The organism is Mycobacterium sp. Marseille-P9652, assembly GCF_902652685.1.
Lineage (GTDB): Bacteria > Actinomycetota > Actinomycetes > Mycobacteriales > Mycobacteriaceae > Mycobacterium.
This window is the reverse complement of record NZ_CACRUY010000002.1, coordinates 167,612-190,329: the sequence shown is the minus strand read 5'-3', so window position 1 is coordinate 190,329 and position 22,718 is coordinate 167,612. Positions and strand designations below refer to the sequence as shown.

Sequence of the window (22,718 nt, the reverse complement as noted above, 5' to 3'; positions counted from 1 at the left end):
CCTCACATCCGGAAGACGCCGTAGGAAACCGGTTCCAGCGGAGCGTGCGCGCACACCGAAAGGGCAAGGCCCACAACCATCCTGGTGTCGGCGGGATCGATGATGCCGTCGTCCCAGAGCCGAGCCGTCGAATAGTACGGGTTGCCCTGCTCCTCGTACTGCGCGCGGATCGGTGCCTTGAACGCCTCCTCGTCCTCGCCCGTCCACGGCTTGCCCGACGCCGTCAGCTGCTCGCCGCGCACGGTGGCCAGCACCGACGCGGCCTGCTCACCGCCCATCACCGAGATCCGGGCGTTGGGCCACATCCACAGGAAGCGCGGGGAATACGCCCGGCCGCACATCGAATAATTGCCCGCGCCATAGGAACCGCCGATCACGACCGTCAGCTTCGGGACGCGGGCGCAGGCGACGGCGGTCACCATCTTGGCGCCGTGCTTGGCGATGCCGCCGGCCTCGTAATCGCGGCCGACCATGAACCCGGCGATGTTCTGCAGGAACAGCAGCGGCACCTTGCGCTTGTCGCACAGCTCGATGAAATGTGCGCCCTTCAAGGCGGATTCGCCGAACAGGACGCCGTTGTTGGCGACGATGCCGACGGGGTGGCCGTGGATGTGGGCGAATGCGGTCACCAGCGTCTTGCCGTAATTGGTCTTGAACTCGCTGTATTCGCCGCCGTCGACGAGCCGCACGATGACCTCGTGAACGTCGTAGGGCACGCGCGGGTCCGGCGGCACGACGTCGTAGAGCTCGGTCTGCGCGTGCACGGCCTCCACCGGCGCCCGCGTCTCCCACTGGGCGGGGTCGCGGGGGGCGAAGGTCGCGGCGATCGAGCGGACGATCCGCAGGGCGTGCTCGTCGTCGTCGGCGAGGTGGTCGGTGACGCCGGAGACCCGCGAGTGCAGGTCGCCGCCACCCAGCTCCTCGGCCGAGACGACCTCTCCGGTGGCGGCTTTCACCAGCGGCGGACCGCCGAGGAAGATCGTGCCCTGCTCGCGGACGATGACGGCCTCGTCGCTCATCGCCGGCACGTAGGCGCCGCCGGCGGTGCAGGACCCCAGCACCGCGGCCACCTGAGGAATTCCCTTGGCGCTCATGGTCGCCTGGTTGTAGAAGATGCGCCCGAAGTGCTCGCGGTCGGGAAACACCTCGTCCTGGCGCGGCAGGAAGGCGCCCCCGGAGTCGACCAGGTAGATGCACGGCAACCGGTTCTGCAGCGCGACTTCCTGCGCCCGCAGGTGTTTCTTGACCGTCATCGGGTAATAGGTGCCGCCCTTGACCGTCGCGTCGTTGGCCACGATCACGCATTCGCGTTCCGACACCCGGCCGATCCCGGTGATGATGCCCGCCCCCGGGGATTCGTCGCCGTACATGCCGTCGGCCGCCAGCGGTGACAGCTCGAGGAACGGGGTGCCGGGATCGAGCAGGCGATCCACCCGTTCGCGGGGCAGCAGCTTGCCGCGGCTGACGTGGCGCTCCCGCGCGCGCTCGTTGCCGCCCAGCGCCGCGGCCGCCAGCCGGGCGTTCAGGTCGGCGACCAGGCGGCGGTGCTCGTCGGCGAAGGTTGGCGCGGTGGCGACGGATGAGCTCACGGGTTCCTCACAAGCGGCGGTTCGGTTTTGGCGCACACCTCGTCGATACTGACGCCCGGCGCCGTCTCGACCAGGTGCAGGCCGTCGTCACACACGTCGATGACGGCGAGGTCGGTGATGATGCGGTTCACGCAGGCCACGCCCGTCAATGGAAGGCTGCACCGCGCAACGACTTTCGGGCTGCCGTCGCGGGCGGTGTGCTCCATCATCACGATCACCTTGCGGGCGCCGTGCACCAGGTCCATGGCGCCGCCCATCCCCTTGACCATTGTGCCAGGGATCATCCAGTTGGCGAGGTCGCCGGCGGCCGAGACCTGCATGGCGCCCAGCACCGCGACGTCGACGTGGCCGCCGCGGATCATGCCGAACGAGTCGGACGACCCGAAGAACGCGGCGCCGGGCAGCGTCGTGACCGTCTCCTTGCCCGCGTTGATGAGGTCCGGGTCGACGTGTGCGGCGTCGGGATACGGCCCCACGCCGAGGATTCCGTTCTCCGAGTGGACGACCACGGACACACCGTCGGGAATGTGGTTGGGCACCAGCGTGGGCATGCCGATGCCGAGGTTGACGTACTGGCCGTCGGAGAATTCGGCGGCCACCCGCGCGGCGAGACCCTGCCGATTCCATGCCATATGGCGCCGCTCCTCCCCGTCTCTTGCGTTCCGCATCGTCGCCGGCGCGCTCACGACCGCACCGTCACCTTCTCGATCCGCTTGACCGAGTCGGGCGCGTGCACGACCCGCTGCACGAAGATGCCGGGGGTGTGCACCGCCGCCGGGTCGATCTCGCCGGGCTCGACGAGGTGTTCGACCTCGGCGATCGTGATCCTGCCGGCTCGCGCGCAGTCCGGGTTGAAGTTGGCGGCGGCCCCGCGGTAGACGAGGTTGCCGAGCCGGTCGCCCTTCCAGGCGTGCACCAGCGCGAAGTCCGCCCGGATCGCGCGCTCCAAAACGTATGTGATGCCGTCGAACTCGCGGAACTCCTTGGGCGGCGACATCACCGCCACCGCCCCCGATCCGTCGTACCGCCACGGCAACCCGCCGTCGGCGAACGGCGTGCCGACGCCCGCGGGCGTGTAGAAGGCCGGAATGCCCATGCCGCCGGCGCGCAGCCGCTCGGCCAGCGTTCCCTGGGGGGTCAGTTCCACCTCGAGTTCCCCGGCGAGGAACTGGCGCGCGAATTCCTTGTTGTCGCCCACATAGGACGCGATGGTTCGGCGAATCCTTTTGTGCCGCAGCAGCGGACCGAGCCCGACGCCCTCGCCGCCGAGATTGTTCGACACGACCTCCAGATCGCCGACCCCGGTGGCGACCAGCGCCGCGATCAACGTCTCGGGAACGCCGCAGAACCCGAATCCCCCGACCGCCAGGCAGGACCCGTCGGTGATGTCGGCGACCGCGTCGGCGGCCGCTGAAGGTCCGGCCACGACCTTGTCCATCGCCGCAGCAGCCTCCTTGCCGTCGGGGCGGAAATTGAGTTAATGTCGATTAACTCGAGTGACATTACCATCGCCCGAGCCGCCGCGTCCACACCGCTACGTCGATCGCGATTGACTTCAATGACCACACCCGCGCCCGATTGCCGCCCGGATCCCGATGTCCCCAGCCGACGGAGCCGGCTCAAGTCCGACCGGCGCCTGCAGCTGCTGGCCGCGGCCGAGCGCCTGTTCGCCGAGCGGGGCTTCCTCGCCGTGCGACTCGAGGACATCGGCGCGGCGGCCGGTGTGAGCGGCCCGGCCATCTACCGGCACTTCCCGAACAAGGAGTCGCTGCTCGTCGAGCTGCTGGTGGGCATCAGCACCCGGCTGCTCGCCGGCGCCCGCGAGGTGCGTTCCCGCGGTTCGGATGCCGCCGGCGCACTCGACGGCCTGATCGACTTCCACCTCGACTTCGCGTTGAGCGAACCGGACCTCATCCGCATCCAGGACCGCGACCTCGCGTACCTGCCCGAGGCGGCCGAGAAGCAGGTGCGCAAGGCGCAGCGCCAATACGTCGAGGTCTGGGTGGGCGTCCTGCGCGAGCTCAACCCCGCGCTGGCCGAGGCCGACGCCCGGCTGACCGCGCATGCGGTGTTCGGCCTGCTCAATTCGACCCCGCACAGCATGAAGTCGATCGACAAGCCCGTGCGCGCCGCGCGGGCACGCGCCGTCATGCGGGCGATGACCGTTGCCGCGCTGACCGCCGGCAATCGCTGCCACTGATCACGAGCGCCGCCGCCGGGACGCGCTGCTTAGGTACCCTGCAAGCCATGAGGTGGACATGAACGATCCACGTCGATCCGGGTCCCGGGAAACCCCCTGGTACCCGCCGACCGTCGACCCGGCGTACGCCGAGCAGGCGCCGTATTCGCCGACCTACAGCGGGTACATGCCGCAGTGGGCGCCCGGCCCCCAGGACACCAGGCAGCTGCCGCCCTATTGGCAGCAGGATGGCCCGCCGCCGGGCGGGCCGCCGCCGGAGGAGCCGAGCCCCGCGCCGGGTGGCCGCAAGTCGCCGCGGGGGCTCTGGATCGGCGTCGGCGTCGCCGTGTTTCTCGTTGTCGCCCTGGTCATCGCGTTGGTGCTGGCGAACGACGCGATCAAGACCCAGACCGCCGTCCCGCCGTTGCCCGAGATGCCCGGGTCGAGTTCGGAGTCACCAACGCCACCCCCGTCGACGCGGTTGACACCTCCGTCGCGCACGCGCCTGCCGGCGCCGCCACCCAGCGCATCCCAGACGCCCACCGAAACCGCGGCGCCCGGCACGATGCAGGACGTGGTCTATACGGTCAACGGGGACGGCCGGGCGATCAGCATCATGTACATCGCCACCGGCGACGTCATCCAGACGGAGTTCAACGTCGCGCTGCCGTGGAGCAAAGAGGTCAGCCTCGCCAAGTCGGCCGTGCACCCGGCCAACGTCACGATCGTGAACTTCGGTCACAACGTCACCTGCTCGGTCACCGTGGGTGGGGTTCAGGTGAGCCAGCGCGTCGGCGTCGGCCTGACGATCTGCGACGCCCGGGGCTGAGGCTACGACGGTTCGGCCGCGGGGACGCGGACGCCGAGCATCCCGAGCACCCCGGCGATCAGCACGAGGGATATCCCCCCGAGGCCGGCGCGCACGGCGCCGAACGCGTCGACGAAGACGGAGAACATCCACGGTGCGAGGAACGAGACCGCCCGGCCCGTCATGGTGAAGAGGCCGAACGCCACGCCTTCCCTGCCGTGCTTGGCCATGTGCAGGAGCAGGGTGCGGGCCGACGCCTGCGACGGCCCGATGAACAGGGCCAGCAGCAGCCCGCATACCCAGAACACGACCGATCCCGACAGCACCATGAGGGTGAGCTCGACCAGGATGATCGCGCCCAACGACCCGACGATCACCCGCTTGGATCCGATCCGGTGGTCGACGAACCCGCCCAGCACCGCCCCCGACGCGGCCACCACGCTGGCCGCCACGCCGAAGACCAGCACGTCGCCCTGCGAGATGCCGTACACGCTGACGCCCAGGACGGCGCCGAACGCGAGGATGGCCGCCAGGCCGTCGCGAAACAGGGCGCTGGCCAGGAGGTAGTAGACCAGGTTGCGGTCGCGCCGCCATTCGGCGGTCACCTCGGACCACAGCTTGCGATAACCGCCGAGCATGCTCGTCGGCTGATACTCCTCGTCGGCGCTGCGAAGCCGGTGCGCCACGAGCAGGAGCGGCAGCCCCAGGACCGCGAACCACGCCGCCGCCAGCAGCATCGCCTCCCGGACGTAGAGGCCGTCGGCGGCGGGCACCTGCAGTAGTCCCCGTTCGGGCCCGCTGCCCGAGATGAACAGGGCATAGATGAGCACCAACAGCAGGACGCTGCCCAGGAATCCGGCCGCCGCGCCCAGGCCGGAGACCCGGCCCGCCGTCTGCGGCGTGGAGACCTGGCGCAGCATCGCGTTGTACGGGACGCTGGCCAAGTCGGCGCATGCCCCGGTCGCCGCGAGCAGCACCAGCCCGGCCGCGAGGTATCCCGGGCTCTCGTGAATGAAGAACATCGCGCACGTGAGCGTCGCCGCGAGGGCGGTCAGCGTGCTCAGCACCACCCGCCGGCGGTGTGGCGACTCAACCCAGACGCCGACGAGCGGCGCCAGCAGCGCGACGGTCACGCCGGCAATGGCGGCGGCCCGGCCGAGCCAGCTCGCCGGCGTCGCGCCGCCGTGCATGCCCTTGCCCACGCTGCTGGTCAGGTACACCGAGAACACGAACGTGCCGACGATCGCGATCATCCCGATCGCACCGCAATCCCACAGGGCCCAGGCAATGACCCTCGACAGCACAGGCGTGGGCGCGACCGGACGAGGCTGCGGCTGACCCATGACCCGCACTCTATTTGCTGGGGCAGCGACCCGCCGCGCCCGGCTTCGCCGCGCTCGCGATCGCCGCCATTTGCTGGGGCAGCGACCCGCCGCGCCCGGCTTCGCCGCGCTCGCGATCGCCGCCATTTGCTGGGACAGCGACCCGCCGCGCCCGGCTTCGCCGCGCTCGCGATCGCCGCCTGGGGGGTGTCTAGCATGGGGCACATGCCGATACCCGCTCCCAGCCCGGACGCGCGCGCCGTCGTCACCGGAGCTTCGCAGAACATCGGCGAAGCGCTGGCCACCGAACTCGCCGCGCGCGGGCACAACCTGATCGTCACGGCCCGTCGCGAAGACCTGCTGAACGACCTGGCCGCCCGGCTGTCGGACAAGTACCGCGTCGCAGTGGACGTGCGCCCCGCCGACCTGGCCGACCCGGGCGAACGCGGAAAACTGTGCGACGAGCTGGCCTCGCGACCGATCTCCATCCTCTGCGCCAACGCGGGCACCGCGACGTTCGGTCCCGTCTCGGGCCTCGACCCGGCCGGCGAGAAAGCCCAGGTGCAGCTGAATGTGCTTGGCGTGCACGACCTTACGCTGGCCGTGCTGCCCGGGATGGTCAAGCGGGGCGCCGGCGGGATTCTGATTTCCGGCTCCGCCGCGGGCAATTCGCCCATTCCCTACAACGCGACCTATGCCGCCAGCAAGGCGTTCGCCAACACCTTCAGCGAGTCGCTGCGCGGTGAGCTACGCGCCTCCGGCGTGCACGTCACCTTGCTCGCCCCCGGCCCGGTGCGAACGGACCTGCCCGACGAGTCCGAAGCGACACTGGTCGAACGCCTGGTGCCCGACTTCCTGTGGATCTCCACCGAGCACACCGCCAAGGTTTCGCTGGATGCGTTGGAGCGCAACAAGATGCGCATCGTCCCGGGCCTGACGTCCAAGGCCATGTCCGTGGCCAGCGGCTACGCCCCCCGCGCGATCGTCGCGCCGATCGTCGGCAGCTTCTACAAGAAGCTCGGCGGCGGCTAGGGTTCGTTGCGACGAACCCATCCGCCGAGTCTGGGCGTCACGTACGAAACTCGTTCAGCGGACGGATATAACGGCCAAGTCACTTCCGGCCGCGGCGCCCGCCGGTGCCGAATATCCCTTTCACCGCTTCGCGTATCGCCGTATTGAGGCCGCTCTTGACGGTCGGGTTGTTCAGCACTTCCTCCCACATGGCGGGACCCTTCGGCTCCACCGGCTCCGGCATCGGCGGAACCGGCTCGTTGGCCGGGACGGGCGGGTAGGGGGACTGATCTTGCGGCGCGGGCGACGGCGCCCGGGACGCGGACGGCTCCGCCGGCTGTTCGACCGTCGTGCCGTATTTCCCTTGCAGTTCACTGTCTTTCGCCGCAGCGGAGATCGCCTCGTCACCGATCGAAGCCATCAGCGACCGGGGCACCCGCATCCGTGTCCACGCGACGGGCGTCGGCGCACCCTTCTCGGACAGCACGGTGACGACGGCCTCACCTATCCCCAGCGACGTCAACGCCGACTCCAGGTCGTAGACATCGGTTTTCGGATAAGTCCGGACGGTCTTGCTCAACGCCTGCTGGTCGTCGGGGGTGAACGCCCGAAGCGCGTGCTGAATGCGCGCGCCGAGCTGAGACAGCACGTCGTTGGGGATGTCTGTGGGCAACTGGGTGCAGAAGAAGACCCCGACGCCCTTCGATCGGATCAGCTTGACGGTCTGTTCGACCTGCTCGAGAAAGGCCTTGGAGGCGTCGCTGAAAAGCAGGTGGGCTTCGTCGAAGAAGAACACCAGCTTCGGCTTACCCACGTCGCCGACCTCGGGCAGCATCTTGAAGAGGTCGGCCAGCACCCACATCAGGAACGTCGAGAAGATCACCGGCCGCAACGACTGCCCGCTGAACTCGAGCAGCGAAATGACGCCCTGGCCTTGGTCATTCACACGCAGCAGATCGTTCGGGTCGAGCTTCGGTTCGCCGAAGAACGTGTCCCCGCCCTCGCCGGCGAGGTTCACCAGCGCCCGCAGGATGACGCCCGCGGTCGTCGACGACACCCCGCCGAGGTCTTTCAGGTCGGCTTTGCCCTCGTCACTTGCGAGGTGGCTGATGACACCGCGCAGATCGTTCAGGGTGACCAGGCGGCGGTTGTTCTCCTTGGCCCAGTGGAAGATGAGGCCGAGGGTCGACTCCTGGGTCGCGTTGAGCCCCAACACCTTCGACAGGAGGACCGGGCCGAAGCTCTCGACTGTCGCACGCACCGGCACCCCGAGACCTCCGGTGCCCAGCGACAGGAATTCCACCGGGAAGGCCGTCGGCGCCCAGTCGTCTCCGGTGTCCTTCGCGCGGGCGGCGGTCCTGTCGTTACCCTCCCCCGGGCGGGCCAGACCCGACAGGTCGCCCTTCATGTCCGCCATGAGCACGGCCACTCCGGCCGCGCTGAGTTGCTCGGCGATCAGCTGCAGGGTCTTCGTCTTACCGGTTCCGGTGGCCCCGGCCACCAGTCCGTGCCTGTTGACGGTGGCGAGCGGGATGCGCACCTGCGCGGTCGGATCGGCGACGCCGTCGACCACGACCGTGCCCAGCTCCAGAGCCTGGCCGTCAACCGCATAGCCGTTGGCGATCCGCTGCGCGGGGCCGCCCTGGCCTTCGGTGGCCGATTCGGTGCTCATTCGCTGCGCCCCTTCTCCCGTCCTGCGGTTAGGCACCGCTCACGATACTGGCAAGGGGGCGGCGAGGTGATCCGCCAAATGGGCCTAGTCTGAGCCCTGTGCGGGACGAACTGGTGTGGATCGACTGCGAGATGACGGGCCTCGACCTCGGATCGGACAAGCTGATCGAGATTGCGGCCCTGGTCACCGACGCGGAGTTGAACATCCTCGGCGACGGGGTCGACGTGGTGATCCACACCGACGACGGCGCGCTTTCGTCGATGATCGACGTTGTCGCCGAAATGCATTCGCGCTCGGGGCTGATCGACGAGGTCAAAGCGTCCACCGTCGACCTGGCGACTGCCGAGGCCATGGTGATGGACTACATCGGCGCACACGTCAAGCAGCCCAAGACGGCGCCGCTGGCAGGCAATTCGATAGCGACCGACCGGTCCTTCATCGCCCGTGACATGCCAACCCTGGACACGTTCCTGCACTACCGGATGATCGACGTCAGCTCGATCAAGGAACTCTGCCGGCGCTGGTACCCGCGCATCTACTTCGGCCAACCCGCCAAAGGCCTCGCCCACCGCGCGCTGGCCGACATCCACGAATCCATCCGCGAGCTGCAGTTCTACCGGCGGACCGCGTTCGTTTCCCCACCCGGGCCGTCTACCAGCGAGATCGAGGCGGTGGTCGCCGAACTCGGCGGCACGGCGGGCGCCCCCGACGTCATCGATTCGGCCGCCGACCCATCGACCGGCTAGTATCGACGTCGCCGCTCGTTCGACTCCCGTTTCAGGAGCCCGGCTGCGGCAATGGTGGCTGTAGTTCAGCTGGTAGAGCACCAGGTTGTGATCCTGGGTGTCGCGGGTTCGAGTCCCGTCAGCCACCCCGCAGGTCAGAGGTGGTAATCAACCCCTCTGACCTTTTCTTTCGCCACTCTCAACTAAACGACACATAGCCGCTGATCTGTGCACCAGGAATCAGCAGCGCGCCGAGGGTGAGAACCGCGGCGACGAACACGCTGAAAAATATGATGAGGGCGGCGATGCCGAGGAAACCCAGGAAGAAAACTGCATTAGTAAAAAGGTTCCCGATTTCAGATAGCAGGCTCAGCACCCCGCCGAAAGGGTCACTGGCAGCAGCCGCTGCTATCGACCGCAGCGACGCGGCGCTGGTGGCCTCGGTCGCCGCGTAGGAGGCCCCACCGCTCTTGAGCGTCTGCACAAACTGGTCGCTGAAGGCCGCTGCCTGACCGGCGAGGCCCTGAAACGCCTGGGCTCGATCGGCGAACACGGAGGCGATTGCCGCTGAGACCTCATCGGCGGCGGCGGGTATCACCGCGACGGTCGGAGCCGCCGCTCTTAAGTGCGCCGCGTTGAGGTTCGACCCGATAGAGGCCAGATCCGTCGCTGCTGCAGCAATTAATTCCGGATCAGCGATCAAATACGCCATCTCCGCACCTCCTACCAGCAGGATCGAGCCTCTGGCGGAGATCGGCTTAAGTAGACGACTACTTCCTTTTCAGTGCCTTCCCGGACCTTGACGCCGAGTCCCTTCGCCTACCCCCCGGTGAGAACCGCCGGGATTCGACGGGCCGCCCGGTGGGCGACCCGTCGACTAGGTCAGCGGCAATCAGTGGCGGCCGCCGGGGCCACCCTGCCAGTGATCACGGTCCCCTGGACCGCCCTGCCAGTGGTCACGGTCTCCCGGGCCGCCCTGCCAGTGATCACGGTCGCCGCCGCCGCGGTAGTGCCATTGATCGTGGGCGTCACCGTCGCGGTAGAAGTCGTCGTGGCAGCGGCCGCCGTCCCAGTTGAAGCCCCAGCCCGGGTCCCACCACTCACCGGGGCACCAGTGGTAGACGGGTGCGGGGGCGATGGGCTGCGCGTCGGCGACGGCCGCCGCCCCGAGGCCCGCGAGTCCCAGGCCGCCGGCCAGCGCCAAGGATGATGTTGCGATGCGAATCGTTTTCCTCATGCGTGTTGGGTACCCGGCCCGGAATAAGGGGTACCTCAGTGCAACCTATGAATGACTTATGTGCCTGACAGCAGCACCATTTGACGCTGCGGCCGAAGCGGCCACTAGGTGTTGGCGTTACCGGCTTTCCACACCGGCCACGGGACGTTCCAGTCGCCCAGCCCCTCGGTTCCCGGCAGCGTTCCGCCCACGGTGTTGATCACCTCGACGATGTCGCCGCTCTTGCTGTGGTCGTAGAACCACTCGGCGTTGCTCGGACTCACGTTCAGGCACCCGTGGCTGGTGTTGGTGTGCCCCTGTGCGCCCACGGACCATGGCGCCGAGTGCACGAACACGCCGCTGTACGACATCTGGGTGGCCCAGTCGACTTCGGTGCGATATCCGTTGGGCGAGTTGACGGGAACGCCGTAGGTCGACGAGTCCATGATGATGTGCTTGAACCGTCCGCCGATGATGTAGAAGCCGTTGGCCGTCGGGGTGCTGTCCTTGCCCATGGAGGTGGGCATGGTCTTGACGACTTCGCCGTTCACCCGAACGGTCACCATCTTGGTCGTGTCGTCGGCCGTGGAAATGACCTCGTCGCCGATGGTGAAGTGGGTCTTGACGTTGTCCTCACCGAACATGCCGTCGCCCAGGTCGACGCCGTAGGTGTTGACCGCCACATCGATCGATGTCCCGGACTTCCAGAAATGCTCTGGGCGCCAACGCACTTCGCGGTTGTTCAGCCAGTAGAACGCGCCTTCGACGGGCGGATTGGTGGTGATGACGATGGCCTTCTGGGCCGCCGCGCGGTCGGCGATGTTCTCGTCGAAGCGGATGGCCACCGGCTCACCGATGCCCACCACGTCGCCCTCGGCCGGGCTGACGTAGGGCATGGTCAGGTGCGCCGGCGAACTGGTCTGGAAGGTCATCTGCCGGCTCGCCGAGCCCCCGAGCCCCAGCGCCTTCACGCTCAGCGTGTAGCGCCTGTTGTAGCCGAGCTGCTCGGTGGTCTGCCACCGCAGCCCGTCGGGGCTGAGCTGCCCGCTGATGGACCGACCGTTGGAGTTGACCATCGTCACCGACTTGAGGACGCCGTAGGACACGCTCACCGTCACCGGTGAGTCCACCGTCACGCCGACGGCGCCGTCGCTCACCGAGGCGGTCAGCTTGGGGACCAGCAGGTCCGCGAACGGCGTGCCCTTGTTGAAGATCACCTTCGTCGGCGCGGCCTGCTGACCGCCGCCGCAGGCAGCGCCGAACACGGCGACCGTGGCCAGTGCCACAGCCAGCCACGACCGGCGTACACGCGAACCCGACACCCGGTGACCTTCCATCTGATTTCCGCGAACTGGTCGCCGCTGACCATGAATCGGAAGAATTGTAATGGTTTCCGGGCGCCCCGCGGCGCCAGTCGAAATGTCGCGCCCAGGGTGTTGCCAATTCGGGATCCGGCGTGCGGAAATTCCTGTTCCGGCGGGTGCCGGCCCGGCTACGAAAGTTGGCCGACGGTGTCCTGGAGGTGTGACTCGACCCTGTCGGCGATGGCGACGGCATCGACGCGCGCGAGTTTGACGATCGCCGCCGTCATCACCACCACCGCGACCGCGAGGACGACCAGCCCGGCGCCGCTCGCGTTGAGCGTCTCGTCCAGGACGACGACGCCCAGCGCCGCCCCGACGACCGGCTGGGACATCTCCAGCGTGGGCATCGAGGCCGTCAGGGGGCCGGCCTGAAACGCCGACTGGCTCCACACGAGGCCGCCCAGCGCCACCAGGACGCAGGCGTAGAGCTCGGGCGTTCTGGCGACCGCCCATGGCCCGTCGCCGAGTCGGGCGACGACCTCCTTGGTCAGCACCGCAAAAACCCCCCACAGCGATCCCGACACGAACGCAAACAGCACGGCGGCCACCACGCCACCGCGAGTCCGGCCGACCACGACGCATGCGACCAACAGCGGACCCAAAACCGCCACCACCGCGGCCCAGGTTCCCAGCGGTGCGTCAGAACGACCGGCACCCGGGTTGCCCACCGTGACGACCACGATCACGGCCACCGTGAGCAGTCCGGCCCAAACCCACTCGCGGCCGGTGACGGTGCGATGCCACAGCCGGGCGTTGATCGGCAGCGCGAACAGCACCGACAGCGTGAGCAGCGCCTGCACGAGCAGCACCGACCCCTCCCCCAACGCCGCCGCCTGCAACGCGATGCTCACCACGAGCAGCAGGGAGCCCCACCACCACCGCCGATTGCGAAGCAGGCCCGTCATCAGCTCCACGTGACCCACCGATCGGTCGGTGATGCAGTGCGCCGCGCGTTGCTGGAGCACGTCGCCGAGCGCGATGCACAGCGCGGAACCCAACGCCAGCAGTGCGGCGACGTCCGTCTTATCCATCGGGGATCTTCCTGCCGGCTCGACGCCTCATGGGATGTGAACGTCGTTGCGCGCCAACTCATGACGGCCCTCGTCCGGCACTTCCGCGGTGGGCCACCTTCTGATCACGTGCGCCGCAACGTCGGCCTCGTCCGGGCCACGCCCTGCCGCGGCACCGGCTTCACCGGTCGACAACCGACCGCGCAGCGCTGCCAGCGGCCCGGGCGCCCACCAGGTCCAGCGGCCGAGCAGGTGGAGGAAGGCGGGGACGAGGACCATCCGCACCAGGGTGGCGTCGGCGAACACGGCCAGCGTGAGGCCGAGGCCGAGCATCCGCATGAAGGACACGTGGGCGGGGATCAGCGCGGCGAACGAGATCGACATCACCAGCGCGGCCGTGGTGACCACCCGGCCGATGCCCGCGATGCCCAGCGCCGTGCTCTCGTCGGTGGCGGCGCGGGCCTCGGCGGGAATCGGCCGCTTCTCGTGAGCCGCCGGACAGGCGAGCCAGTACTCGTGGATCCGGGAGACCAGGAACACCTCGTAGTCCATGGCCAGCCCGAAGGCGATGCAGAACAGCAGCACCGGGATGTTCGCGTTGAGCGTGCCGTTGGCGGTCGTCCCCAGCGCGCCGAGGTGCCCGTCCTGGAAGATCCACACCATCGCCCCGAACGCGGCGGTCAGCGACAACACGTTGCACACCAGCGCCTGCAGAGGCAGCACCGCGCTGCCGGTGAGCAGGAACAACAGCACGAACGTGACAACGGCGATCAGCGCCAGCACGAGCGGCAGGCGGTGGGTGATGGCGTCGACGCTGTCCCGGTTGATCTGCGCCAGCCCCGTCATCTCGACCGAGCGCCCCGCCGGGCCCGCGACGCGGTGTAGCCGGTCGAGTTGGGTGGCGGAGGCCTTCGAGTAGAGCGGCGCGGTGCTTGCGACGGTGAAGAACGCGCTGTCGTCGGCTACGCCGGCGGGCGCGGCGGGCGGTCCGACCAGGTTTCCGGCGACGAAGGTGCCGGTTGGGGCGGTGACCGCGGACACGTCGGGGACGCGGGAGAGCGCGGCGGCGTAGCGCTCCAGATCGACGGGGGTCACGCCGCGCGCGTCCGGCACCACAACCGAGAGCCCGTTGCCCAAGGCGTTGGCGAAGTCGTTGTCCAACATGTCGGCGACCTGGCGCGACGACGCCGAGCGGGGCAGCACGCGCTCGTCGGGAAAACCCCACTTCACGCCCAGGAACGGGACGCCGAGCAGCAGCAACAGCGCGACGACGCTCAGCCCGACCGGCAGGGAGTGGTGCAGCACGAACTTCGTCGAGCGGTACCAGAACTGCCCGGTCGTCGGCGTGTGCGCGTGGTCGCGCCACGATCTGGCGCGCGGCACCGAACGGTGCAGCAACCGGCGGGCGTCGAGCGCGTCCAGGCGCGGGCCCAGCAGCGCAATGGCGGCGGGCGTGACCACGACCGCAGCGAGCGCGACGATCACCGCGGTCGCCACGATGGTGTAGGCCGACGACTTCAGGAAGTACATCGGGAACAGCGCCATGACGGCCATCGACAAGCCGACGGTGGTGGCGGAGAACAGCACGGTCCGCCCGGCGGTGGCCATCGTGCGGTACAGCGCGCGCTCCCGGTCGCCGCACCGTGCCAGTTCTTCGCGGTAGCGGCTGATGATCAGCAGGTTGTAGTCGATCGCCAGGGCCAGGCCCATCGCGATGCTCAGGTCCAGTGCGTAGGTCGACACGTCGGTGGCGACACTGATCAGCCGCAGGACCGACATGGTGCAGACGATGGCCAGCGCGCCCACGACGATGGGCAGCGCCGCCGCCACCACGCCACCGAGCACCCAGACCAGAACCGCGAAGCTCAGCGGTATCGCGATGGCCTCCATGAGGACGAGGTCGCGCTCGTTCTGATCGTTGATCTGCGCATACGCGACGGCCATGCCGCCCGCGCGCATGGTGACCCCATCACGATCGTGCACGAGTTGGCGGGTCAGGGTGCTGGCGTATTCCTGCGCCGCGTTCTCCCCGCCCTTGAGGTCGGCCACGACCATCCCGGACTTGCCGTCCTTGCTGACGAGTTGGGCGGCGACCTGCGGCGGGGACGTCCACGCCGAGGACACGTCCAGCACCCAGGGGGACCGTCGCAGGTTGTCGACGAGGTCGGTGGCGACCCGCCGCGCCTGGTCGCCGCGAGGCCCGCCGGGTGCGGTCAGCACGATCAGCATTTTCTGATCGGTCTGGCCGAACTTGTCTTTGAGAATGTCTGTCGCGCGGGACGATTCCGCGGTCGGGTCCTGAAAACCGCCGCCCGACAGCTTGTTCACCACCGGCAGCCCGAAGACGGCGGCGCCCACCAGCGCCAGGACGGCGACCGCAATGATGCGTCGGGGGGCGGCGATGGCAAGTCGGGTCGTCGCTTGCAGCATCCGCCTTCCCCCTCCGATCCTCACCCCTGTACCCAATTCCCGGCGTATGACTCTTGAAGCCGGCACCGCGAAGCGATGTGCTTGTGCGCAACTGTGATACGCACCGCTCACAGCGCCCGGACGTTTGGCGGTCAAGGTCCGGGGTACTGCACGAAACGGCGACCCGGGAAATAGCCTCTGGCGCGTGCATCAGGCCCGGTTGCGTTCAGCCGGTTATGGATTGGACGAGCGAATGACCACAGCGGACGACGCCCTCGACATCAGGCACCCGACCGACGACGACTGGCAGGCGCTTTACGCGAACCAGGCCCGCACCTTCGGTGATCCGGTGGACGAGCGGACGGTCGAAGCCTGGCGACGGCGGGTCGAACTGGAAAACATTCTCCTCGCTGAGGACACCTCGGATCCGCAGCACCCTTTCGTGGTCGGGACGTCGATCATCTATCCCGTCGAGCTGACGGTCCCCCGAAACACCAGCCTGCGGTCGGCGTGGCTGACCATGATCGCGGTGGCGTCGACGCATCAGGGAGAAGGCATTTGGGCGCAGCTCAGTGCGCAAGGCCTACAAATCCTGCTCGACCGCGGCTATCCGATCGTCTTCGGCGTTCCCACGCAGACCTCGATGTATGACAACTTCGGCGCCGGCGTGGCGAGCTACAGCCAGACCTATTCCATCGACCGTCGCCTGGCCAAACTCCGCGACCGGCCGGGCAGTAGCCGGGCCCGCGAGATCGCCGCCGCCGAGGCCAGGAACAGCCTGCCCGCGATCTACGACCGGTGGCGCGCGGTGACGACTGGGGCGGTGAGTCGCAGCGACGCGTGGTGGGCGGACTTCTTGGAAGACCGGGCGACGCAACGGGGCAACAGGTCCGCGCTGTACCACACCGTTCATCCGGACGGCTTCCTGACGTACCGGATCGTCGACCAGAAATATCACGCGTTCCGGCCGCCGTTCGGCACGGTGGTGGTCGAGGACTTCTGCGCGATCACCGAGGAAGCCCACACCGCCCTGCTCCAGGCTCTCCTGGCCCTGGAGATGTTCGACGAGATACGGATCGAACTGCCCGTCGACGACCCGCTGCCCCTCAAGCTGAAAGACCAGCGCGCCGCCGCGACCGCGGGCATGACCGACTTCCTGTGGGTGCGGATCAACGATGTCCCGGAGGTGCTCGGCGCCCGGGCCTACAACGCGGATGTCGACCTCGTTCTCGACGTCAACGACCCGCTTGGCCTCAACGGGGGACGATTCCTGCTGCAGACCCGCGACGGCGTCGGAAAATGCACCCCTCACGACGGGGGGAAGCCCGATGTCGAGATGGGTTTGGGCGAACTGGCGACGATCTACATGGGTGCGCACCGGGCGTCCGACGTCCTGCGGGCCGGCCGCCTCACCGAGCTCCGTCCCGGGGTGGCCCGCGAGATGGATGCGGCCTTCGTCACCGACCGGGCGCCGTACTGCGGGACGCTCTTCTGATTGCGTTGTGCCACGCACGGTTTCGTTAGCACACCCGCGGCGGCGCGCCCGCGTCCGCCGCGGGCCCGCTAAGCGGCCGGCCAGGCGCACCGGCTCGCCAGCTATCCTGGGTCCAATCGGGGATTTCGCGCAGCGGCAGGAAGCCTGTTATTGTCGCCTACGCGGTCTCGGCCGACCAAGCGCCGTTAGCTCAGTTGGTAGAGCAGCTGACTCTTAATCAGCGGGTCCGGGGTTCGAAACCCTGACGGCGCACCTCAGAGCGTATTTCGGGGCGTTGACGCGCCCCGACCCTCGCGGCACGCGCAGACGGTCCTCCCTCGATCGCGGTACACCTCACCGAACGTGGGTATGGGTTCACCCATCAATCGAGGAAGGACACCAGCGATGAACCGACACCGCGAGGACGACGCGTCCGACGACACCACCGGCGACGCCGAGTCCAACCCCGAACCGGTGGTGCCCGAAGAGGGCGAGGGCCCGTTCCCCCCGGTGGCCGGCCAGCCGCGGCCACCCATCGGCAATTGACACATCGGCACGGCCTGATACGCGACCGCACAATCGCCCCTTAGAGGTAGCTTCTCCCCAGACACAGCTGCGACGAAGGAGCTGCCATGGGGTTCATCCAGCCCAACCTGCCCGTCGTCGACCCGGTCGACTGGAGCGCACGCACCCGCGCCGAGCGGATCATTCCGATGGCGCGCCACATCGCGGAAAACGGCTTCGGCACCCCGCTGGTGATGCACCTGATGTACGGCGTCAAGATCGCCCTCTACATCCTGGGCGGCTGGCTCTTCGCGTGGACCACAAGGGGCATCGGCGGCTTCATCGACGTGGGCTCGTGGTGGTCGGAGCCGATCGTGTTCCAGAAGGCCGTCCTCTACACGATGCTGTTCGAAGTCGTCGGCCTCGGTTGCTGTTTCGGCCCGCTGGCCGGGCGTTACTTCCCGCCGATGGGCTCGATCCTGTACTGGTTGCGCCCCGGCACGATTCGGCTGCCCCCGTGGCCGAATCGGGTGCCGCTGACCAAGGGCAACGACAGAACCGCCGTCGACGCGCTGCTCTACGGCGCCCTGCTCGCCTTGCTCGTGACGGCGCTCGTGTCCGACGGAACCGGGCCAATTCCCGCCCTGGGCACCATGATCGGCGTGTTGCCGCGGTGGGAGACCGTCGCCGTCCTCGCGGTCCTCGCGGCAATCAGTTTGCGCGACAAGGTGATATTCCTCGCGGCGCGTGGCGAGGTGTACGGCCCGCTGGCGCTGGTGTTCCTGTTCTCCGGGGCCGACATCGTGGTCGGGGCCAAGGTGGTCTTCATGGTCATCTGGCTCGGCGCCGCGACCTCCAAGCTCACCCGGCACTTCCCGTTCGTCATCTCGACGATGCTGGCCAACAACCCCTTCATCCCCAGCGGCATCCTCAAGCGATCGCTGTTCAAGGACTACCCGGACGACCTGCGGCCCAGCGCGTTGTCCGGCATCATCGCCCACTTCTCCACGGCGGTGGAAGGGCTGGTACCCCTGGTGCTGTTCTTCTCCCACGGTGGCTGGCCGACGGCGATCGCCGCGTTCGTGATGATCGTGTTCCACCTCAACATCCTGCTGGCCTTCCCGATGGGTGTGCCGCTGGAGTGGAACGTGTTCATGATCTTCGGGGTGCTGTCGCTGTTCGTGGCGCACGCGAACCTGGGGCTGGCCAACGTCACGCACCCATGGGCGATCGCCATCCTGTTCGCGGTGATCGCCGGCACCGTCATCATCGGAAATCTGTACCCGCGCAAGGTGTCTTTCCTGCCAGGAATGCGGTACTACGCCGGCAACTGGGACACCACGCTGTGGTGCGTCAAGCCGTCGGCCGACGAGAAGTTCCGCGTCGGTTCCCGCGCGCTCGGCCCGATGCAACACCTGCAGCTCGAGCGGCTCTACGGCTCCAGGGAGGCGACCCTGGTGCCGCTCCACCTGGCCATGGCGTTCCGCGGGATGAACACCCACGGGCGGGGGCTGTTCACGCTGGCGCACCGGGCGATGGCCGGCTGCGACGAGGGCGAATACAACCTGTGCGAGGGCGAGATCCTCTGCGCGATGGTGCTGGGCTGGAACTTCGGCGACGGCCACCTGCACAACGAGTGCCTCGTCGAGGCGCTGCAGCAGCGGTGCGGGTTCGACCCGGGCGAGGTGCGCGTGGTGATCCTCGACGCCCAGCCCATCCACCGGCAGCGGCAGGAGTACCGGCTCGTCGACGCGGCGACGGGCGAGTTCGAGCGGGGCTACATCAACGTCGATGACATGGTGATCACCCAGCCGTGGGCCGACGACCTACCGGTGCACGTGCAGAGCGCCGCCGGTGCCGGCGTCAGCGATCCCTGACCCGGCGCACCACGACAATCACCACGACGGACGAGATGCCGACGAGGGTGGCGATCACCGCCGGTTTGCTGACGAACTCGACGGCCCGGGCCTTGAGGTCGTCGGCGAGGCGACGGGGATTCGCCCGCTCGGCAAGCGAGTCGACGGTGGCCGCCAGCTGGTCGCGGGCTTGGTCGATCTCCTGCTTGATGACCTCGGGATCGCGATCCGCCACGTCTCTGTCCTCCAACTCCACCTGATGCACCTGCCCGCACTACCCTAGATCAGCTGGCATTACCCCCAACGCTCCGGTGAAGAGAAAGGCAGAACGTTGACCGAACCCACTCGGCTGGCTCCGGGCGACAAGGCCCCCACCTTCAGCCTCCCCGACGCCGACGGCAACACGGTGAAGCTGTCCGACTACAAGGGACGACGGGTCATCGTCTACTTCTACCCGGCCGCCTCCACGCCGGGCTGCACCAAGCAAGCGTGCGACTTCCGCGACAACCTGCGCGAGCTCAACGACGCCGGCATCGACGTCGTCGGCATCTCCCCGGACAAGCCGGAGAAGCTCGCCAAGTTCCGCGACGCCGAGAAGCTGACGTTCCCACTGCTGTCCGATCCCGAGCGCAAGGTGCTGACGGCCTGGGGCACCTACGGCGAGAAGAAGATGTACGGCAAGACCGTCAAGGGCGTCATCCGGTCGACGTTCGTGGTCGACGAGAAGGGCAAGATCGCCGTCGCGCAGTACAACGTGAAGGCCACGGGGCACGTGGACAAGCTGCGAAAAGACTTAGAGGTCTGAGCAAATCGGGAGCACGGAGCCTCGGCACCCGACTTGAGATCGGTAGGCGCGAACGGCCGCAAGAATTTCGCATGTGGTTCGCCGTAGCGTACGGCGCGACCGGCAACGAAAGGACCTGCGATGAAGTCACCCCGCGCGTTGGGTCGGATCCTCGGTGCGTCGCTGATCTCCGGCGGCGTGGCGGCGGCCGCTCTGGGCTTGGCCGCACCCGCCGAGGCCGGCGCGTCCTACTGGCATTACTGCCCGGGACAGAAGTGGCAGTACACCGTTCCCATCCCGCCCGGGTTCGACCTGAGCGTTTGTCACTGGTTCGCCGTGACGGCCGAGAGCACCCCGTCGGGTCCGGTGTATCACTTCAGAGAAGCCGACCCGGCCGAAGTGCCCGCGCCGTCACCGGGGTTCCCGTGGCCGTGAACCTCGCCCTGAAAGGGACCGTTGCACGATGACCCCCGACGACCCCGAGGACTACATCCGCAGGCTCGAACGCGGCGTCGGCGATACGCCGGAAGCCGCGCCGCAGCCGTCGCGCAGCGGAGAGACCCTGCAGCAGCGGTTAATTCGACTCGCGAAGTTCGCGAACACGACATGGGGACGGGTCATCCTGATCGGCGCGATCCCCGCGGCGTTCGCGCTGTTGTTCTTTGTGGCTCACAACGCCGGCACCACGGTGCACGGGAACCTGATCATGATCAACAGCGGCGCCAAGGACAAGATCGACTGCAACAACGGCAATGTGAAGCTGGACGGCGACAACAACACGTACACGATCACCGGCCACTGCCGCAGGCTGGAGATCTCCGGCGGCGCCAACCACGTCGCCGTGGACGGCGTCGACACCATCAGCATCCTCGGCGACGACAACGTCGTCATCTACCGCTTCGGTTCGCCGACGATCAACAAGACCGGGAACAACAACATCGTCACTCAGCGCCTCGAAAGGCCCTGATCAGGCCAGGTTGGCCAGCAGCAGCGCCTCGCTGATCGCCGCGCGTTCGAGCACGCCGAGGTGCAGGCTCTCGTTGACGCTGTGCGCCTGTGTCGCAGGGTCCTCCACACCGGTGACCAGGATCTTGGCGTCCGGGAACGCCCGGGCGAACTCCGCGATGAACGGGATCGAGCCACCCATGCCCATGTCGATGGGCTCGACGCCCCAGCCCTGCCGAAACGCCGCCCGCGCGGCGTCGTAGACGGGGCCGCTGGCCTCGATCGCGTAGGGCTCGCCCTTGTCGCCGGGCGTGACGCTGACGTGCGCGCCCCACGGCGCGTGCTTGCGCAGGTGCGCGGTGAGCGCGTCCAGATGCGCGGCGGCGTCGCCGCCGGGCGCGACCCGCATGCTGACCTTGGCCCGCGCCCGCGGAATCAACGTGTTGGACGCGGCGGCCACCGGGGTGGTGTCGATGCCGATCACCGTGATCGCCGGCTTGGCCCAAAGCCGTCGTGGTACCGAGCCGGTACCGATCTCGGACACGCCGTCGAGCAGGCCGGAATCGGCCCGCACCCGCTCGGCGGGGTACCCCGGGTAGTTCAGCGACGCGGTGTCGGTTTCGTGCAACCCGGCGACGGCGACGTTGCCGTCGTCGTCGTGCAGGCTGGCCAGCAACCGCACCAGCACGCTCAGCGCGTCGGGCACCACGCCGCCCCAGATCCCCGAATGCAGGCCGTGGTCGAGCGTGGCGACCTCCACCACGCAATCGACCAGACCGCGCAGCGAGACGGTCAGCGCGGGGGTGTCGGCGCCCCAGTTGTCCGAGTCGGCGATGACGATCACGTCGGCGGCCAGGGCGTCGCGGTGCGCGGCGAGCAGGCGGCCCAGCGACGGCGATCCCGACTCCTCCTCGCCCTCGACGAACACCGTCACGCCGACCGGCGGACGCCCGCCGTGCGCGCGGAACGCCGCCAAATGCGTTGCGATGCCGGCCTTGTCGTCCGCGCTGCCGCGGGCGTACAGGCGGCCGTCGCGCTCGGTCGGCTCGAACGGCGGCGACTTCCACTGGCCGATGTCGCCCTCGGGCTGCACGTCGTGGTGGGCGTAGAGCAACACGGTGGGCGCGCCGGGCGGCGCGGGGTGCCGGGCGATGACCGCGGGCGCGCCGCCCTCGCTGACGATCCGCACGTCGCGAAAACCGGCCTGCAACAACAGGTCCGACACGGCCTGCGCGCTGCGGTGCACCTCGGGGCGCCGGGCGGGGTCGGCCCACACCGACGCGATCCGCACCAGGTCCTCGAGGTCGCGCCGCACCGACGGCAACACCTCGCGGACACGTTCGACAAGATCGCTCATGTTCCCGAGGCTAGCGAAGGCGCCGGATCCACCGCGAACGTGCGCAGAATGCCATCAGCAAGCGGCGTGTCGCGTGCAAACACGCACGCTCGCGGATCTACGGAGCTTCCAGGATCGCGACCGCGGCCGCGGTGTCGCCCTCGTGCGTCAGCGACACATGGATGGTCACGTCGGCCAGGTGCTCGGCGACGGCCCCGGTCAGCCGCACGCGAGGGCGTCCCCACATGTCGGTGACCACCTCGATGTCGCGGTGAATGGCCTCGGGCAGCACCGGCCGCTGGGCGAACCGGGATCCCGACCAGGCCTTGATCACCGCCTCCTTCGCGGCCCAGCGGGCCGCCAGGTGTCGGGCCGCCGACGAGCTCTTGTCCGAGGCGTCGCGGCGTTCACCCGGGGTGAACGTCTCGGAGAACACCGTTCCCGGCTTGTCGACCTGTTCGGCGAAATCCGAGATGGAGACGAGGTCGATCCCCACTCCGACGATGCCCATGGC

The 22,718-nt window shown here is 68.4% G+C and carries 23 protein-coding genes and 2 tRNA genes; 12 read left to right on the top strand and 13 right to left on the bottom strand.

The genetic code is table 11. From position 1 onward, the window contains the following. Nucleotides 1-2 precede the first annotated feature (2 nt). The 3 genes from GPY60_RS02210 to GPY60_RS02200 are packed head-to-tail and all read right to left on the bottom strand — an operon-like array spanning nucleotide 3 to nucleotide 3,027. Nucleotides 3-1,589, bottom strand: coding sequence for a carboxyl transferase domain-containing protein (locus GPY60_RS02210; RefSeq protein ID WP_156685929.1), 1,587 nt, complete (start codon nucleotides 1,587-1,589; stop codon nucleotides 3-5). Then, on the bottom strand, nucleotides 1,586-2,221 hold the full coding sequence (locus GPY60_RS02205) for a CoA transferase subunit B (protein WP_156685928.1): 636 nt from the start codon (nucleotides 2,219-2,221) through the stop codon (nucleotides 1,586-1,588). The genes GPY60_RS02210 and GPY60_RS02205 overlap by 4 nt, the downstream gene beginning before the upstream one ends. Nucleotides 2,222-2,271: 50 nt before the next feature. Continuing rightward, nucleotides 2,272-3,027 carry a CoA transferase subunit A gene (locus GPY60_RS02200; protein WP_156685927.1) on the bottom strand — a complete coding sequence of 252 codons (756 nt, stop codon included), beginning with the start codon at nucleotides 3,025-3,027 and terminating at the stop codon, nucleotides 2,272-2,274. A gap of 120 nt (nucleotides 3,028-3,147) precedes the next feature. Here GPY60_RS02200 and GPY60_RS02195 point away from each other — a divergent pair, with 120 nt between their 5' ends. Then, nucleotides 3,148-3,789 (top strand): SACE_7040 family transcriptional regulator, encoded by a 642-nt coding sequence (locus GPY60_RS02195; RefSeq protein ID WP_156685926.1) that lies wholly within the window; start codon nucleotides 3,148-3,150, stop codon nucleotides 3,787-3,789. 58 nt (nucleotides 3,790-3,847) lie between these two features. Next, the gene (locus tag GPY60_RS02190; RefSeq protein WP_156685925.1) at nucleotides 3,848-4,597 is read left to right on the top strand and encodes an MmpS family transport accessory protein; all 750 of its coding nucleotides are present in this window, start codon (nucleotides 3,848-3,850) and stop codon (nucleotides 4,595-4,597) included. Nucleotides 4,598-4,599: 2 nt separating this feature from the next. On the opposite strand, the gene GPY60_RS02185 is transcribed toward GPY60_RS02190, so the two are convergent. Then, entirely contained in the window at nucleotides 4,600-5,919 is a 1,320-nt protein-coding gene (locus tag GPY60_RS02185; RefSeq protein ID WP_156685924.1) for an MFS transporter, read from the bottom strand. A gap of 204 nt (nucleotides 5,920-6,123) precedes the next feature. Here GPY60_RS02185 and cmrA point away from each other — a divergent pair, with 204 nt between their 5' ends. Further along, complete coding sequence (cmrA, locus tag GPY60_RS02180; RefSeq protein ID WP_156685923.1) at nucleotides 6,124-6,930, top strand: mycolate reductase; 807 nt, start codon at nucleotides 6,124-6,126, stop codon at nucleotides 6,928-6,930. 79 nt (nucleotides 6,931-7,009) lie between these two features. On the opposite strand, the gene GPY60_RS02175 is transcribed toward cmrA, so the two are convergent. Next, nucleotides 7,010-8,581 (bottom strand): helicase HerA-like domain-containing protein, encoded by a 1,572-nt coding sequence (locus GPY60_RS02175; protein ID WP_156685922.1) that lies wholly within the window; start codon nucleotides 8,579-8,581, stop codon nucleotides 7,010-7,012. A 98-nt stretch (nucleotides 8,582-8,679) separates the two neighbouring features. On the opposite strand from GPY60_RS02175, the gene orn reads away from it, so the two are divergent. Together orn and GPY60_RS02165 are read left to right on the top strand one after the other, a co-directional pair. Continuing rightward, nucleotides 8,680-9,327, top strand: a complete 648-nt coding sequence (gene orn / locus GPY60_RS02170; protein WP_156685921.1) for an oligoribonuclease — start codon at nucleotides 8,680-8,682, stop codon at nucleotides 9,325-9,327. 54 nt (nucleotides 9,328-9,381) lie between these two features. Then, nucleotides 9,382-9,454 (top strand) — tRNA-His (locus GPY60_RS02165). Nucleotides 9,455-9,505: 51 nt separating this feature from the next. Here GPY60_RS02165 and GPY60_RS27465 read toward each other — a convergent pair. The 5 genes from GPY60_RS27465 to GPY60_RS02140 form a co-directional block, all read right to left on the bottom strand. Beyond that, entirely contained in the window at nucleotides 9,506-10,018 is a 513-nt protein-coding gene (locus GPY60_RS27465) for a PE family protein (RefSeq protein WP_156685920.1), read from the bottom strand. 180 nt (nucleotides 10,019-10,198) lie between these two features. Then, nucleotides 10,199-10,543: a hypothetical protein gene (locus GPY60_RS27660; protein WP_370462637.1), complete on the bottom strand. Its 345-nt coding sequence runs from the start codon at nucleotides 10,541-10,543 to the stop codon at nucleotides 10,199-10,201. A 104-nt stretch (nucleotides 10,544-10,647) separates the two neighbouring features. After that, on the bottom strand, nucleotides 10,648-11,859 hold the full coding sequence (locus tag GPY60_RS02150; RefSeq protein ID WP_156685919.1) for a L,D-transpeptidase: 1,212 nt from the start codon (nucleotides 11,857-11,859) through the stop codon (nucleotides 10,648-10,650). Nucleotides 11,860-12,014: 155 nt separating this feature from the next. Continuing rightward, on the bottom strand, nucleotides 12,015-12,917 hold the full coding sequence (locus GPY60_RS02145) for a DMT family transporter (RefSeq protein WP_156685918.1): 903 nt from the start codon (nucleotides 12,915-12,917) through the stop codon (nucleotides 12,015-12,017). A gap of 27 nt (nucleotides 12,918-12,944) precedes the next feature. After that, nucleotides 12,945-15,326, bottom strand: a complete 2,382-nt coding sequence (locus GPY60_RS02140) for an MMPL family transporter (RefSeq protein ID WP_156685917.1) — start codon at nucleotides 15,324-15,326, stop codon at nucleotides 12,945-12,947. Nucleotides 15,327-15,558: 232 nt separating this feature from the next. Between GPY60_RS02140 and GPY60_RS02135 the strand changes: the two genes are divergently transcribed. From GPY60_RS02135 to GPY60_RS02120, 4 genes are all read left to right on the top strand, one after another. Further along, nucleotides 15,559-16,800, top strand: coding sequence for a GNAT family N-acetyltransferase (locus GPY60_RS02135; RefSeq protein WP_156685916.1), 1,242 nt, complete (start codon nucleotides 15,559-15,561; stop codon nucleotides 16,798-16,800). Nucleotides 16,801-16,979: 179 nt separating this feature from the next. After that, nucleotides 16,980-17,052 (top strand) — tRNA-Lys (locus tag GPY60_RS02130). Nucleotides 17,053-17,184: 132 nt separating this feature from the next. Then, entirely contained in the window at nucleotides 17,185-17,325 is a 141-nt protein-coding gene (locus GPY60_RS02125; protein WP_156685915.1) for a hypothetical protein, read from the top strand. An 86-nt stretch (nucleotides 17,326-17,411) separates the two neighbouring features. After that, nucleotides 17,412-19,160, top strand: a complete 1,749-nt coding sequence (locus tag GPY60_RS02120) for a DUF3556 domain-containing protein (RefSeq protein WP_156685914.1) — start codon at nucleotides 17,412-17,414, stop codon at nucleotides 19,158-19,160. Here the strand turns inward: GPY60_RS02120 and GPY60_RS02115 are convergent. Beyond that, nucleotides 19,147-19,374, bottom strand: coding sequence for a DUF3618 domain-containing protein (locus tag GPY60_RS02115; RefSeq protein ID WP_156685913.1), 228 nt, complete (start codon nucleotides 19,372-19,374; stop codon nucleotides 19,147-19,149). The two genes, GPY60_RS02120 and GPY60_RS02115, sit on opposite strands and share 14 nt — an antisense overlap. Nucleotides 19,375-19,470: 96 nt before the next feature. Here GPY60_RS02115 and bcp point away from each other — a divergent pair, with 96 nt between their 5' ends. The 3 genes from bcp (at nucleotide 19,471) to GPY60_RS02100 (ending at nucleotide 20,890) form a co-directional block, all read left to right on the top strand. Continuing rightward, nucleotides 19,471-19,944 (top strand): thioredoxin-dependent thiol peroxidase, encoded by a 474-nt coding sequence (gene bcp / locus GPY60_RS02110; RefSeq protein WP_156685912.1) that lies wholly within the window; start codon nucleotides 19,471-19,473, stop codon nucleotides 19,942-19,944. A 120-nt stretch (nucleotides 19,945-20,064) separates the two neighbouring features. Then, complete coding sequence (locus GPY60_RS02105) at nucleotides 20,065-20,358, top strand: hypothetical protein (RefSeq protein ID WP_156685911.1); 294 nt, start codon at nucleotides 20,065-20,067, stop codon at nucleotides 20,356-20,358. A 28-nt stretch (nucleotides 20,359-20,386) separates the two neighbouring features. After that, complete coding sequence (locus tag GPY60_RS02100; protein ID WP_156685910.1) at nucleotides 20,387-20,890, top strand: DUF3060 domain-containing protein; 504 nt, start codon at nucleotides 20,387-20,389, stop codon at nucleotides 20,888-20,890. Here GPY60_RS02100 and GPY60_RS02095 read toward each other — a convergent pair whose 3' ends face one another. Together GPY60_RS02095 and acpS are read right to left on the bottom strand one after the other, a co-directional pair. After that, nucleotides 20,891-22,225, bottom strand: coding sequence for a dipeptidase (locus GPY60_RS02095; RefSeq protein WP_156685909.1), 1,335 nt, complete (start codon nucleotides 22,223-22,225; stop codon nucleotides 20,891-20,893). 97 nt (nucleotides 22,226-22,322) lie between these two features. Next, on the bottom strand, nucleotides 22,323-22,715 hold the full coding sequence (acpS, locus tag GPY60_RS02090; RefSeq protein WP_156685908.1) for a holo-ACP synthase AcpS: 393 nt from the start codon (nucleotides 22,713-22,715) through the stop codon (nucleotides 22,323-22,325). Nucleotides 22,716-22,718 lie beyond the last annotated feature (3 nt).

What these genes read in the sequence shown, in the direction of transcription:
- GPY60_RS02205 (WP_156685928.1), bottom strand. Translation starts at nt 2,221, where the DNA reads ATGGCATGGAATCGGCAGGGTCTCGCCGCGCGGGTGGCCGCCGAATTC.
- GPY60_RS02200 (WP_156685927.1), bottom strand. Translation starts at nt 3,027, where the DNA reads ATGGACAAGGTCGTGGCCGGACCTTCAGCGGCCGCCGACGCGGTCGCC.
- GPY60_RS02195 (WP_156685926.1), top strand. Translation starts at nt 3,148, where the DNA reads ATGACCACACCCGCGCCCGATTGCCGCCCGGATCCCGATGTCCCCAGC.
- GPY60_RS02190 (WP_156685925.1), top strand. Translation starts at nt 3,848, where the DNA reads ATGAACGATCCACGTCGATCCGGGTCCCGGGAAACCCCCTGGTACCCG.
- GPY60_RS02185 (WP_156685924.1), bottom strand. Translation starts at nt 5,919, where the DNA reads ATGGGTCAGCCGCAGCCTCGTCCGGTCGCGCCCACGCCTGTGCTGTCG.
- cmrA (WP_156685923.1), top strand. Translation starts at nt 6,124, where the DNA reads ATGCCGATACCCGCTCCCAGCCCGGACGCGCGCGCCGTCGTCACCGGA.
- GPY60_RS02175 (WP_156685922.1), bottom strand. Translation starts at nt 8,581, where the DNA reads ATGAGCACCGAATCGGCCACCGAAGGCCAGGGCGGCCCCGCGCAGCGG.
- GPY60_RS27465 (WP_156685920.1), bottom strand. Translation starts at nt 10,018, where the DNA reads ATGGCGTATTTGATCGCTGATCCGGAATTAATTGCTGCAGCAGCGACG.
- GPY60_RS27660 (WP_370462637.1), bottom strand. Translation starts at nt 10,543, where the DNA reads ATGAGGAAAACGATTCGCATCGCAACATCATCCTTGGCGCTGGCCGGC.
- GPY60_RS02150 (WP_156685919.1), bottom strand. Translation starts at nt 11,859, where the DNA reads ATGGAAGGTCACCGGGTGTCGGGTTCGCGTGTACGCCGGTCGTGGCTG.
- GPY60_RS02145 (WP_156685918.1), bottom strand. Translation starts at nt 12,917, where the DNA reads ATGGATAAGACGGACGTCGCCGCACTGCTGGCGTTGGGTTCCGCGCTG.
- GPY60_RS02140 (WP_156685917.1), bottom strand. Translation starts at nt 15,326, where the DNA reads ATGCTGCAAGCGACGACCCGACTTGCCATCGCCGCCCCCCGACGCATC.
- GPY60_RS02135 (WP_156685916.1), top strand. Translation starts at nt 15,559, where the DNA reads ATGACCACAGCGGACGACGCCCTCGACATCAGGCACCCGACCGACGAC.
- GPY60_RS02125 (WP_156685915.1), top strand. Translation starts at nt 17,185, where the DNA reads ATGAACCGACACCGCGAGGACGACGCGTCCGACGACACCACCGGCGAC.
- GPY60_RS02120 (WP_156685914.1), top strand. Translation starts at nt 17,412, where the DNA reads ATGGGGTTCATCCAGCCCAACCTGCCCGTCGTCGACCCGGTCGACTGG.
- GPY60_RS02105 (WP_156685911.1), top strand. Translation starts at nt 20,065, where the DNA reads ATGAAGTCACCCCGCGCGTTGGGTCGGATCCTCGGTGCGTCGCTGATC.
- GPY60_RS02100 (WP_156685910.1), top strand. Translation starts at nt 20,387, where the DNA reads ATGACCCCCGACGACCCCGAGGACTACATCCGCAGGCTCGAACGCGGC.
- GPY60_RS02095 (WP_156685909.1), bottom strand. Translation starts at nt 22,225, where the DNA reads ATGAGCGATCTTGTCGAACGTGTCCGCGAGGTGTTGCCGTCGGTGCGG.
- acpS (WP_156685908.1), bottom strand. Translation starts at nt 22,715, where the DNA reads ATGGGCATCGTCGGAGTGGGGATCGACCTCGTCTCCATCTCGGATTTC.